The sequence below is a fragment of the Aeromonas genomosp. paramedia genome, assembly GCF_023093515.1.
Lineage (GTDB): Bacteria > Pseudomonadota > Gammaproteobacteria > Enterobacterales > Aeromonadaceae > Aeromonas.
This window is the reverse complement of the sequence record NZ_JAAROG010000029.1, coordinates 14,953-27,802: the sequence shown is the minus strand read 5'-3', so window position 1 is coordinate 27,802 and position 12,850 is coordinate 14,953. Positions and strand designations below refer to the sequence as shown.

11 protein-coding genes are annotated in these 12,850 nt (G+C 62.8%); 5 read left to right on the top strand and 6 right to left on the bottom strand.

From position 1 onward, the window contains the following. Positions 1–162 precede the first annotated feature (162 nt). Positions 163–486 carry a thiosulfate sulfurtransferase GlpE gene (glpE, locus tag HB860_RS20220; RefSeq protein WP_043763931.1) on the top strand — a complete coding sequence of 108 codons (324 nt, stop codon included), beginning with the start codon at positions 163–165 and terminating at the stop codon, positions 484–486. A 29-nt stretch (positions 487–515) separates the two neighbouring features. Then, a complete protein-coding gene (gene glpG / locus HB860_RS20215) occupies positions 516–1,349 on the top strand; it encodes a rhomboid family intramembrane serine protease GlpG (RefSeq protein WP_247627767.1) in 834 nt (277 codons plus the stop codon). A gap of 124 nt (positions 1,350–1,473) precedes the next feature. Here the strand turns inward: glpG and HB860_RS20210 are convergent, their stop codons facing one another. After that, the gene (locus tag HB860_RS20210; RefSeq protein WP_247627738.1) at positions 1,474–3,912 is read right to left on the bottom strand and encodes a VolA/Pla-1 family phospholipase; all 2,439 of its coding nucleotides are present in this window, start codon (positions 3,910–3,912) and stop codon (positions 1,474–1,476) included. Positions 3,913–4,213: 301 nt separating this feature from the next. Here HB860_RS20210 and ubiK point away from each other — a divergent pair, with 301 nt between their 5' ends. Continuing rightward, complete coding sequence (gene ubiK, locus HB860_RS20205) at positions 4,214–4,471, top strand: ubiquinone biosynthesis accessory factor UbiK (RefSeq protein ID WP_010672374.1); 258 nt, start codon at positions 4,214–4,216, stop codon at positions 4,469–4,471. A gap of 180 nt (positions 4,472–4,651) precedes the next feature. Here ubiK and fre read toward each other — a convergent pair whose 3' ends face one another. The 5 genes from fre to trxA form a co-directional block, all read right to left on the bottom strand. Further along, positions 4,652–5,350, bottom strand: coding sequence for an NAD(P)H-flavin reductase (gene fre / locus HB860_RS20200; protein WP_042648685.1), 699 nt, complete (start codon positions 5,348–5,350; stop codon positions 4,652–4,654). A gap of 155 nt (positions 5,351–5,505) precedes the next feature. After that, positions 5,506–6,975, bottom strand: a complete 1,470-nt coding sequence (ubiD, locus tag HB860_RS20195; RefSeq protein ID WP_247627737.1) for a 4-hydroxy-3-polyprenylbenzoate decarboxylase — start codon at positions 6,973–6,975, stop codon at positions 5,506–5,508. A 33-nt stretch (positions 6,976–7,008) separates the two neighbouring features. After that, positions 7,009–8,013 carry a hypothetical protein gene (locus HB860_RS20190; RefSeq protein WP_247627736.1) on the bottom strand — a complete coding sequence of 335 codons (1,005 nt, stop codon included), beginning with the start codon at positions 8,011–8,013 and terminating at the stop codon, positions 7,009–7,011. A gap of 107 nt (positions 8,014–8,120) precedes the next feature. Then, positions 8,121–9,386: a transcription termination factor Rho gene (rho, locus tag HB860_RS20185; protein ID WP_010672370.1), complete on the bottom strand. Its 1,266-nt coding sequence runs from the start codon at positions 9,384–9,386 to the stop codon at positions 8,121–8,123. A gap of 206 nt (positions 9,387–9,592) precedes the next feature. After that, complete coding sequence (trxA, locus tag HB860_RS20180; RefSeq protein WP_025328829.1) at positions 9,593–9,919, bottom strand: thioredoxin TrxA; 327 nt, start codon at positions 9,917–9,919, stop codon at positions 9,593–9,595. A gap of 113 nt (positions 9,920–10,032) precedes the next feature. Between trxA and rhlB the strand changes: the two genes are divergently transcribed. Next, entirely contained in the window at positions 10,033–11,322 is a 1,290-nt protein-coding gene (rhlB, locus tag HB860_RS20175) for an ATP-dependent RNA helicase RhlB (RefSeq protein ID WP_025328830.1), read from the top strand. 13 nt (positions 11,323–11,335) lie between these two features. Then, the gene (gene gppA / locus HB860_RS20170; RefSeq protein ID WP_247627766.1) at positions 11,336–12,826 is read left to right on the top strand and encodes a guanosine-5'-triphosphate,3'-diphosphate diphosphatase; all 1,491 of its coding nucleotides are present in this window, start codon (positions 11,336–11,338) and stop codon (positions 12,824–12,826) included. Positions 12,827–12,850: the final 24 nt, after the last annotated feature.

Sequence of the window (12,850 nt, the reverse complement as noted above, 5' to 3'; positions counted from 1 at the left end):
ATGCTCACGCAAAGGATTGAGCCACCAGCCTATCCGGCCCGCCCAAGCCGATATTGAAGGAAATTGCGATCCTGCGGCACATGGCAAGGCACATTGCGGACTTAGCGCAAGCCACGGCTTGCGGTAAACTGGCCCTCAATCCTCCATTTTCAGGACATCTCAATGGACCAGTTTGCCCATATCAGCGCCCATGATGCCCACCAGAAGCTGAGCGCAGGCGAAGCCCGTCTCGTGGACATTCGCGATCCCCAATCCTTCGAGACGGCCCACGCGGTCGGCGCCTTCCACCTCACCAACGGTTCCCTGGTTCGCTTCATGAACGAGGTGGACTTCGACACGCCGGTCATAGTGATGTGCTATCACGGCAACAGCAGCCAGGGAGCGGCCCAGTATCTGCTGCAACAGGGCTATGACGAGGTCTACAGCCTGGACGGCGGCTTCGAGGCCTGGCGCAGGGAGTTCCCGATCCAGGCGGGGGACGCATGACAGGGGCGGGGCACTCCTCCCCGGCCGGCATGATCCAGCTGCTGGTGCTGGGGGACGCCCGCATGGCCCAGGCGCTGGTGGATTACCTCGCCACCCTGGGCATCTCGTGCGAGCTGACCCAGTCCGAGCTCGGCGTCTCCGTCTGGCTGGCGGACGAGCAGCGCCTCGCCCAGGCCCAGCAGGAGGTGAAGCGCTTCCTCGCCGAGCCCAATCACCCCCGCTACATGGAGGCCTCCTGGCAATCCGGCCGGGCGGATGCCCGTATCGACTACAGCAAGGGGATGACGGATCCGGTCACCGACTTCCTCCATCAGGCGGGTCCCCTGACCCTGGTGGTCATCATCGCCTGTCTGGCCATCTATGCGCTGGATGCCATAGGCCTGCCCATCTTCGACGAGCTGGCGTTCCACCCGACCCTGGCCCAGTTCACCGACTGGCAGGCCTGGCGCTACGTCACCCCGGCCTTTATCCACTTCTCGGTGCTGCACCTGGTGTTCAACCTGCTGTGGTGGTGGTATCTCGGCGGCCAGATCGAGCAGCGGCTCGGCAGCGGCAAGCTGTTTATCCTGCTGCTGGTCGGGGCCGCGCTGCCCAATATCGCCGAGTTTTTCGTGAGCGGCCCGCGCTTTGGCGGCCTATCCGGGGTGGTCTATGCCCTGCTCGGCTACAGCTGGCTGCGTGCCAGACTGCAGCCCGCCTGCGGCCTCACCATGCCACCGGCCCTGATGGGCTTCATGCTGATCTGGCTGGTGCTCGGCTTCTTCGACATGCTAGGCACCCCCACCGCCAACATGGCCCATCTGGTGGGTCTGCTGGTCGGTCTGGCGCAAGGCTGGCTGGACAGGCACCACAGGCCCGCCTGAGTTGTTGTAGTCATCGAGGCGGCTGCAATCTGCTCGGCAGCCGCCAGCCAGATGGCCGGCCCGACCCGAGTCGCAGAAACGAAAACGCCGCCCCCAGGGGCGGCGTTGTTATTGGTCGGCCGGCTTACTGCTTGAGCAGGCTGGCGTCGGTCACCTTGACCGCGGTGCCACCGCTCGCGAAGAAGCTGCCGAACTGGGTCTGCATCTCTGTGGTGACGGCGCCGGTCGGATCGAAGTTCTCGTCCGGTGCCAGCAGCGAGCTGTGACCACCGGCCACGAAGCGGGTAGCGTGGTGGTTGGCCGCGCCGGTCGCGCTCAGGGGTTGCAGGGCCAGTACCTTGAACAGCGGCTCGGTGCCACCCAGAGGGGCGGTGGCAATGCTGTTCGGGATCACCCGATCCGACAGGCTCAGGGCGCCGTCGCCGACGACTTCAGTGGCAAACAGCGGGAAGTCCGCCGCTATGCCGCGACCCAGGTTGATCGGATCAGCCGAGTCCAGCACCGACTGGGCAGCGAAGCTGTAGCTCTGCAGGGTACCGGCCGCGGTGGCCTGGGTGGCGGCGTCCTGGCTCGGCAGGAACTCGTTGACGAAGCAGGTCGGCACCGCCGTCTTGCAGTTAGGCGCATAGGCGGTGAAGGCCGCCTTCAGGGCCGCACTGCCAGCGGTCAGCACGCTCATCTGGATCGTCGGGCCGAAGGTCGGCGAGTTCAGCAGCAGCGGCGCTATGCCGCCACCCGGCATGGCCAGGCCGCCGGTGTCGAACTTGAACAGGGCATCCGCCGTCGGGTTGCCAACGGACTGGTTGGCCACCGCCAGCAGGTTGGCCCCCGCGATGGCGCCCAGGGAGTGACCCAGGAAATGCACCTTGAGACCGGCACCTCCTAATTTGGAAGGCTGGCCATTGGAGGAAAAGCCCTTGGCATTGGCCAGACCGACCGCCAGACGCAGGCCCAGCAGATCCGTCACGCTCTGTTTCAGGTTGTCGCGGGCCACCGTCAGGTAGCTCAGGTTCAGGTAGGGGGTCGGGTTCTTATCCGTGGTGACCGAGTCCATGCTGCCGGTCAGGGCGAAGCCGCGCTCACCGTGCAGCGGATGATCGATCACCACCACGGCCACGTTCTTCTTTGCTTGGGCACCGGCGCCGATCTGGCCAAGGGCCAGGGCGTAGGCGTTCTCCTTCACCGAGGTGACGCCGTGCTGATAGATGATCACATCGGTGATGGCTGTCAGCGGCGCGGCGGCGAAGATCCGCATCGGCACGGACTGCACCTCTTCCAGCGCCGGCAGCGGGTTGAAGCGGCCTATGTTCATCTCGGGATCCAGCGGCTGGCCGCCGGAGGTGAGGGTCACCCCGATCAGCTTGCTCGCCTCCGCCAGCAGCTCGGCCTGACGGCTCGGGTCGGCGATGAGCTCGCCCAGCAGGGCCGGATCCACACCGGCGCCCACCAGGCCGCCGATCACCTCGGCATCCTGTGCCTTCAGGGCATTGGCGATAGCATAGAGGCTGGGGATGGCGCCGTGCCAGGACTGGGTCCTGGCCTTGTCCCAGGAGCCGGCGGTGGCCGGAGAGGAGAGGAAGTAGGGCAGCTTGACGGTGCCGCTATAAACCTTGGCTGCCTGCGCCAGGCCGTTGAGCGGGGTGCCTGGGCCAAAGGCGGCGGCAATGGCATCCTTCTGCTCCTGGGGCAGGAAGGGCTCGGCTTCCAGCTGGGTCAGGAAGGCGGCGTTTGCCGTCACCCCCAAGGTGTAGGTACCGGGCAGGCTGGTGTTGCCCAGGGCATCCTGCTTCCACAGGGCGGCAGCGTCCAGGGTCGGGCTCTTGAGTACGGAAGCGGCCGCACCCTTCACCGCCACCAGCACGTCGGCCCCGGACTGGGTACCGAACCAGTCGGAGAAGATCACGTGGTCGCTGGTGATGCCGGTGGCAGCCTTGAACAGCCCTTCCTGCAGCGCGATCAGGCCGCTGATGGTCTGCTCCTGGGCATTGCTGCCGGTGCTGGTCTTGTAGTTGCTGTAGTCGCTACCCGGTCGCAGGGGGTTGCCGCTGCTGTCCTTGAGCGAATCGGTCGCCACTATCATGTAGTAGGAAGCCGGATTGAGCGGCTTGAGCGGCACCAGGTTCAGCTTGCCCGCCGACTCGGCGACCACGAAGTCCACCCCGTAGGCCAGCACCTTCTTCACGCCACTCGGGCGCAGGGCTGCGCTGTCGAACTCCAGCTCCAGCAGGTAGAGCGGAGCCACCGAGGCACCGAATTCGGCGGCGGACGGCGCCTTGACCGTGATGCCTGAGGCCGTCACGGGCACTATCTGGATCGCCTGGGTAGTGGACCAGCCATCCAGGGTGGAGAGGGCGGAGACTGGATTGGAGAGATCGGCCGTTTCGGTCGAGAACTTCAGGGTGCCGTCACTGGCACGGGCGGCCAGGGCGCTGGGGCGCGCCGCATTGGTGCCGCTCAGCAGATAATCGAGATAGCTTGAGGTATCGCCTTTGTTGTCGTCACTGCCACCACAACCGCTCAGCAGCGCACTGACGACGGCCGCGTAAATTAGCTTCTTTTTCATATCCTTATCTCTTTTATGTTGTTATCCATGATGAGCCTGACGGGGTAGGGTCCAAACCCGACCGAGTCATATTAACAGCAACGCAACAATTAATAAGCCTCTGGTCGGTCATCTGATCTGATTTTTTTGTGTACAACATCAAGGAATTGGAATTGATCCCCGGCGAAAGAGGGTAGCAGCCTTCCCCTTATCACCAGACCCGACCAGAGCCTTTCAGCGCCAGTGGCGCAAAAAGCCACCCCGATCTCGGCAAAGGGGGGGATTTGTCGGTAGAATGGCGCCATTGCTTAAGGAGAACCCCATGATCGACCCGAAAAAACTGGAAGAGATCGCCAAACAGATACACAACGCCCTGCCGCCCGGCATTCGCAGCATGGGTGAAGAGGTGGAGAAGAAGACCCGTCAGGTGCTGCAGGCCCAGCTGAACAAGCTGGATCTGGTGAGCCGCGAAGAGTTTGACGTGCAGACCAAGGTGCTGCTGCGCACCCGGGAGAAGCTGACCGCCCTCGAGGCCAAGCTGGCCCAGCTGGAACAGCAGCTCGCCGCCAAGGGCGAGTAATCCGGCGCGACGTCCCGTCGGCACATAAGACAAACCCCAGCCAGGCTGGGGTTTGTTGTTTCTGATGCCCGAGGGGGATGGGCCGATGCGGGCTGGCGAACCAAGTTGCTCACCCCCTCATCCCGCCTTCTCTCGCGAGGGGAGCAGGGAGCGGATCGGCGTTCCTCGGGAAGGCGGTGATCAGATAAATTCGTAGGCGTCGCCGAAGATGCGCTCGGGCTCGGCACCCAGCACCTTGAACTCCTCGCGGGCGGCACCCGCCATCTCGAAGCGACCGGCCACATAGATGTCGTAGTCATGCAGGCTGACGAAGTCATCCATGATGGCCTTGTGCACCAGGCCGGTCTTGCCGGTCCAGTCCGCTTGTGGCTCCTGCACCACGGGGATGAAGGTGAGCGGCGCATAGTCGCGCTCCCACTGCTGCATCTGCCCCTGCTCATAGAGCCAGTGCGCCTGGCGCACGCCCCAGTAGAGGAACACCGGGCGCTTGCTGCCGGTATCGATCAGATACTCTAGGATGGCGCGGGCGTAGGAGAAGCCGGTACCGCCCGCCATCAGGATCAGGGGGCGCGGTGATTCGTCGCGCAGGAAGGCCTTGCCCGCCGCCAGCTCGATCTCGATCTCCCCCTGCTCGCGCATGCGGGCCAGCACCTGACCGGCGTAGGCGTTTTCCGGGGTGGCACCGATCTGCAGCTCCAGCACACCGGAGCGGGTCGGCGAGTTGGCGATGGAGAAGGGGCGCTTGTCCGAATCGCTCATCACCACCAGCAGATACTGGCCAGGCTTGAAGCTCACCGCTTGCTGCGGCGTCAGGGCCACGTGCCAGATGGTGTCGACATATTCGCGCAGTTCCTCTACGCGGCACTTGATACGTTGCATTCTTGTCCTTGTGAGGGGCCTGCCCGGCCCGCTTCGCTCATGGTTTCACTGTTTTTATGGCGACCAGTTGGTGGTCAAGTCAGTCGAGCATACCCAATTCGGCACGGCAATACCGCACTTTTGCGTCGGTATGGCCGCCAGCCCGGGTGGGTCGCTCAGTCGAGGATCTTCAACTCGTCCCAGATCCCGTCGATCTTCTGCTTCACCGCCTCGTCCTGGACTATGGGCTGACCCCACTCCCGGTTGCTCTCCCCCGGCCACTTGTTGGTGGCATCCAGCCCCATCTTGGAGCCGAGCCCCGAGACCGGCGAGGCGAAGTCGAGGTAGTCGATGGGGGTGTGCTCGATCAGGGTGGTGTCCCGCGCCGGGTCCATCCGGGTGGTGATGGCCCAGATCACGTCCTTCCAGTCCCGGGCGTTGATGTCGTCGTCGCAGACGATCACGAACTTGGTGTACATGAACTGGCGCAGGAAGGACCAGACTCCCAGCATCACCCGCTTGGCATGGCCGGGATAACGCTTCTTGATGGTCACCACCGCCATCCGGTAGGAGCAGCCTTCCGGCGGCAGGTAGAAGTCCACGATTTCGGGGAACTGCTTCTGCAGCAGCGGCACGAACACCTCGTTGAGCGCCACCCCGAGCACGGCAGGCTCATCGGGCGGACGGCCGGTGTAGGTGCTGTGATAGATGGCATCACGGCGCATGGTCATGTGGGTGATGGTGAACACCGGGAACTCGTCCACCTCGTTGTAGTAGCCGGTGTGATCCCCATAGGGGCCCTCGGGCGCCATCTCCCCCGGCTCCAGATAGCCTTCCAGCACGATTTCGGCGCTGGCGGGCACTTCCAGCTCGCAGCTCAGGGCCTTCACCACCTCGGTGCGGCTGCCCCGCAGCAGGCCGGCGAAAGCGTACTCGGAGAGACTGTCCGGCACCGGCGTCACAGCGCCGAGTATGGTCGCAGGATCGGCACCGAGCGCCACCGCCACCGGGAAACGCTCACCCGGGTGGGCCTCCTGCCACTCGCGAAAATCGATGGCGCCGCCGCGGTGATCCAGCCAGCGCATGATGAGCTTGTTCTTGCCGATCTTCTGCTGGCGGTAGATGCCGAGGTTCTGGCGCTTCTTGTAGGGGCCACGGGTGATGGTCAGCCCCCAGGTCACCAGGGGCGCCACATCGCCGGGCCAGCAGTGCTGGATGGGGATCTGGTCCAGATCCACCGCATCCCCCTCCAGCACCACCTGCTGGCAGGGGGCGGAGGAGAGCCGCTTGGTCGGCATGTTGAGCACCTGCTTGAAGATGGGCAGCTTCTCCATCAGCTCCCTGAGGCCGCGGGGCGGCTCTGGCTCTTTCAGGTAGGAGAGCCAGACCCCGACCTGGCGCAGGGCACCGACGTTGGGCTGGCCCATGCCCATGGCGACCCGATCCGGGGTGCCGAACAGGTTGGTCAGCACCGGCATGGAATAGCCTTTGGGATTCTCGAACAGCAGGGCCGGGCCGCCCGCACGCAGGGTGCGGTCGCTGATCTCGGTCATCTCCAGATAGGGGTCTATCTCGCGGCTGATGCGCTTGAGCTGTCCGGTTTGTTCCAGCTGCGCGATGAAATCACGCAAGTCCTTGTATTTCATGCAGGTACCCTAGCGGGGTCAGGAGGTTCCGCATTATAACCCTGGCCGCGCATCCGGTGTACCCGTATCGGGCAGCATGATGGACGAGGCGTGACGCCGCTCCTGCCGGGTGAGCCTGTCCGCCAGCTGGCCCAGCAGCCTGGGCTCGTCCATCTGCAGCAAGAGACCGGCCACCAGGCCGCCATACTGGTGCTTGCCGAGCTCCGCCAGCAGATACTGCTGGGCACCGTCCGGCAGCGGCGAGAGCTGGCTGAGCTGCTGCAGGGCGGGGATCATCAACCGCCCGTTGCGGCTGGCGGCAATCAGCAGATCGCTCGCCTCCTGACCGGTATGGAAGCGGGAAATGGAATGCAGGGCCGCCAGGCTGTCGTGATCCACAGGCTGGCGCCACAGCTTCAGGTAGAGCGCTGTGTCGCCCGTCCGTTCGATGAGGTGCAGCAGCAACTGGTTGTCAGGCAGGAAGAGATTGAGGGAGGCGAGCCGGTCGGCCTCGCGTCGCAGCACTGGGGCGGGCTGGTCATCGAGCACGGCCAGCAGCGCCTGTTGCTGCCGGGCCAGCTCAGGGTTGCGGCTGTAGTAGAGCTGCTTGTAGTCGAAGCTGTTCTGCTCCAGCAGTTGGCGGTAGTTGTCCTGCCAGGCCAGTTGCTGCCAGTGGTTGAGCACCAGCCGGGCCTCGGCGGCAAAATCATAGGCGGGCAGCTGCACCAGGAAACCGTCCACCTCCCCCTCCACCAGCCATTGCGGCGCCTTGGCGGCCTGCTCCCGTACCCAGGCCAGCAGGGCGGGGCTGGGGGCGGCCGATGACTTGAGCCCGCTCAGCAACTGATGCAGCAAGTACTCCCGCTGCCCTACCGACAGGGTCTCGAGCAGCGAGTCCATGGCATCAAACTGCTCCAATGCCATGCGGCTATCCAGGTACGCCCGGTGCCCCTCCAACCCCTCGTCCGCCACCAGAGGTGCCTGCAGCTGCGGCGGGGTATCGGCATGCACAGGGGCAGCCAGCATCCAGCAGAGTCCAATGAGAAATACCAGCTTCATGACGTCCCTTTCCTTGTGACATCGAGGCTACATACTACTAAGCCAGCCATGAAATAGATAAACAAAAACCGCGACCTGGGCCGCGGTTCTGTCATTCCAAGATGCAGTTATTTCTGCTGACGCTTCATGGAGTCGAAGAATTCGTCGTTGGTCTTGGTGGCTGCCAGCTTGTCGATGAGGAACTCGATGCTGTCGATCTCGCCCATGGGGTGAATGATCTTGCGCAGTATCCACATCTTCTGCAGCTCGTCCGGCGCGGTCAGCAGCTCTTCCTTGCGGGTGCCGGAGCGGGTGATGTCGATGGCCGGGTAGACGCGCTTCTCGGCAATCTTGCGCGAGAGGTGCAGTTCCATGTTGCCGGTACCCTTGAACTCTTCGTAGATGACTTCATCCATCTTGGAGCCGGTATCGATCAGCGCGGTGGCGATGATGGTCAGGCTGCCGCCTTCCTCGACGTTACGGGCCGCACCGAAGAAGCGCTTCGGACGATGCAGGGCGTTGGCATCCACACCACCGGTCAGCACCTTGCCCGATGACGGGATGACGGTGTTGTAGGCACGGGCCAGACGGGTGATGGAGTCCAGCAGGATCACCACGTCCTTCTTGTGCTCGACCAGGCGCTTGGCCTTCTCGATCACCATCTCGGCAACCTGGACGTGACGGGAGGCAGGCTCGTCGAAGGTGGAAGCGATCACTTCACCCTTCACCATGCGCTGCATCTCGGTCACTTCTTCCGGACGCTCGTCGATCAGCAGAACGATCAGTTCGCAGTCCGGGTGGTTGTAGGCGATGCTCTGGGCGATGTTCTGCAGCAGCATGGTCTTACCGGCCTTGGGCGGTGCGACGATCAGGCCACGCTGACCTTTACCGATGGGGGACGCCAGATCCAGCACGCGGGCGGTGATGTCTTCGGTAGAGCCGTTGCCACGCTCCATGCGCAGACGCTCGTTGGCGTGCAGGGGGGTCAGGTTTTCGAACAGGATCTTGTTGCGGGAGTTTTCAGGACGGTCGTAGTTGACGTCGTTGACCTTGAGCAGGGCGAAGTAGCGTTCACCCTCTTTCGGCGGCCGGATCTTGCCGGAGATGGTATCACCGGTACGCAGGTTGAAGCGGCGGATCTGGCTCGGGGAGACATAGATGTCATCCGGGCCTGCCAGATAGGAGCCGTCTGCGCTGCGCAGGAAGCCAAAGCCGTCGGTCAGGATTTCCAGCACACCGTCGCCAAAGATATCCTCGCCACCCTTGGCGTGCGCCTTGAGGATCGCGAAGATGATGTCTTTCTTGTGCGCCCGAGCCAGATTTTCCAACCCCATGGATTCGCCAAGCTGTACCAGCTCGGACACAGGAGTGTTCTTTAATTCAGTCAGATTCATAGTGGTGAAAGTCTGTAAGCAAGGATTGAAATGAGGAGACAGTCTGCTGGATTGATGCTGATCGGATTTGACTTGCCAGGCTGCTGTTAAGCAAAGAGTCAGGCAAAAAGGTTAGCAAACGAGCGATAAACTAGCACCAATCGGGATGAGCGTCTAGGTGATAAAACACAAGGAGCGCATTATTGCAATGCGCTCCTTCTTGATTATTACAGGTTACCGTCCAGGAACTCTTTCAGCTGAGTCTTGGACAGGGCGCCGACCTTGGTCGCTGCCACTTCGCCATTCTTGAACAGCAAGAGGGTCGGGATACCGCGAATGCCATACTTGGGCGGAGTGTCGGCGTTATGGTCGATGTTCAATTTCGCCACTGTCACGCGACCGGCATATTCTTGGGCGACTTCGTTCAGGATCGGGGCAATCATCTTGCACGGACCGCACCATTCAGCCCAGAAATCGACCAGAACGGGGCTGTCGGCTTTGATTACATCGGCCTCGAAGCTGGCATCGCTCAGCTGAACAATCTTGTCACTCATCTCCAACTCCAGTCAGTAATTAAGGCTTTATTGATGGTTCAACAAAGGCAATAGTTGCCCTATTTGAAATGATCCTGTTTATTATTGCAAGCCTAACCTGATAACCTACCGCCATGAGCAAAACACATCTAACGACCGAAAAATTCGCCCAAATGGGCCTCGAACCCGAAGTTCTGGCTGGTCTGGAATCAAAGGGATTTCACTATTGTACGCCCATCCAGGCACTGTCTCTGCCGCTGCTGGTAGAAGGCCATGACCTCGCCGGTCAGGCCCAGACGGGGACCGGCAAGACCCTTGCCTTCCTGGCCGCGACCTTCAACTATCTATTGACCCATCCGCTGACCAGGCCGCGCCTCGTCAATCAGCCCCGCGCCATCATCATGGCCCCGACCCGGGAGCTGGCGGTCCAGATCTACAACGATGCAGAAGGCATGTCTGCCTCCACCGGGCTCAAGCTCGGTCTCGCCTATGGTGGCGAAGGCTATGACAAGCAGCTGGCCGTGCTGGAACAGGGTGTCGACATCCTGATCGGTACCACCGGCCGCATCATCGACTACTTCAAGTCCAAGGTCATCGATCTCGGCAACATCCAGGTGGTGGTGCTGGACGAAGCGGATCGCATGTTCGATCTCGGCTTCATCAAGGACATCCGCTTCCTGTTCCGCCGCATGCCGCCCGCCACCGAGCGTCTGAGCATGCTGTTCTCCGCCACCCTCTCCCTGCGGGTGCAGGAGCTGGCCTACGAGCACATGAACCACCCGGAACACGTGCAGATCGAGCCGGAACAGATGACCGGCGTGCGGATCAAGGAGGAGCTGTTCTACCCCTCCAACGAAGACAAGATGCTGCTGCTGCTCTCCCTGATGGAAGAGGAGTGGCCGGAAAAAGCCATCGTCTTCGCCAACACCAAGCATGTCTGCGAAGACGTGCATGCGTGGCTGGAGAACGACGGCCACCGCGTCGGCCTGCTGACCGGTGACGTGCCGCAGAAGAAGCGGATGAAGATCCTAGAAGACTTCACCAAGGGCACCCTGGACATCCTGGTCGCCACCGACGTGGCCGCCCGTGGTCTGCACATCCCGGACGTGACCCACGTCTTCAACTACGACCTGCCCGACGACGCCGAAGACTATGTCCACCGTATCGGTCGTACCGGTCGTGCCGGCAAGAGCGGTCACTCCATCAGCCTGGCCTGTGAAGACTATGCCTTCAACCTGCCGGCCATCGAGGAGTACATCCATCACCCCATCCCGGTCAGCAAGTACGATCGCGATTCCCTGCTGGATGACGTGACCCCCCCGAAACGGGTGTTCCGCAACCGTCAGCCGGTGAACCGCAACATGCGGGATCGCCAGGGTGGTGGCAACAGCAACAACCGCCGCCGTCCGCCACGCAAGAACTGAGGGACGGGCCCAGTTGCACAACTCGCCGCTCTATGCCGCCATCGACCTCGGCTCCAACAGCTTTCACATGCTGGTGGTGCGCGAGGTCGCCGGTGCCCTGCGCACCGTCACCAAGGTCAAGCGCAAGGTTCGCCTCGCCGCCGGTCTCGACCCTGAGTTTCGCCTCAACCGTGCCGCCATGGAGCGGGGCTGGGACTGCCTGCGCCTGTTCTCCGAGCAGTTGCAGGACATTCCGTCCGACAACATCCGGGTGGTGGGTACCGCCACCCTGCGCCTCGCCACCAACGTCGACGAGTTCCTGAGCGAAGCGGAACGGGTGCTCAACCACAGCATCGAGATCATCTCGGGCGAGGAAGAGGCCAAGACCATCTATGAAGGGGTCTCCTGGACCTCCGCCGGGGAAGGCAACCGGCTGGTGATCGACATCGGCGGCGCCAGCACCGAGCTGGTGATAGGCGAACACAGTGAGGCCAAGCTGCTCAACAGCCTGCACATGGGCTGTGTCACCTGGCTCAACAACCACTTCGGTGACGGCGAGCTCTCCGAGGCCCGTTTCCAGCAGGCCATTGCCGCCGCCAGGACGGTGCTGGAGAAGGTGGCGGAAGATTACCGCGCCCTCGGCTGGCGCACCTGTGTCGGCGCCTCCGGCACTGTCCAGGCGCTGCAGGAGATCATGCTGGCGCAAGGGAAGAGCGAACGGGTCACCCTGCCCAAGCTGCAGGAGCTGATGGGTCAGGCCATCGCCTGTGGCAGGCTGGATCGGCTGCAGCTGGAAGGGCTGGCCGCCGAGCGGCTGACCGTGTTCCCCTCCGGCCTCGCCATCCTGATCGCCATCTTCGAGACCCTGAACATAGAGAGCATGACGCTGGCGGGTGGCGCCCTGCGGGAGGGCCTGATCTACGGTCTGCTCGGCAACAATCACGACTGTGATGCCCGGGACAGAACCGCCGACAGCCTGATCAGCCGCTATCAGCTGGACAAGGAACACGCCGAGCGAGTGCGCGACACCGCCGTCGAGGCGTTCAACCAGCTGCAACCGGCCTGGCGACTCTCCAAGCGTTACGGTCGCCCGATCTTGCGTTATGCCGCCCTGCTGCACGAGATCGGCCTCTGCATCGAGTACAAGAAGGCGCCGCAACACGCCGCCTACATCATCGACAACATCGACATGCCGGGCTTCACCCCGGCGCAGAAGAAGCTGTTGTCGGCCCTGCTGTTCAACCAGCGGGACGAATTCAAGCTGGACACTCTGGAGAAGCAGGGCGCCGTCACCGGTCGCCAGGCGATCCGGCTGGCCCGCATCCTGCGCATCGCGCTGATCCTCTGCATGCGCCGTACCCAGGGCACAGTGCCCAGCTTCACCCTGCAGGCCGAGGAGGAGTCGCTGACCCTGACCCTGCCCAAGGGGTGGATGGACGAACACTACCTGCGCGCCAGCGAGCTGCGGCTCGAGGTGGAGCGCCAGCAGAAGATGGGCTGGCCCACCCGGGTGCAGGAAGCCTGACCTCATCACCAGCCAGTCTGGGAG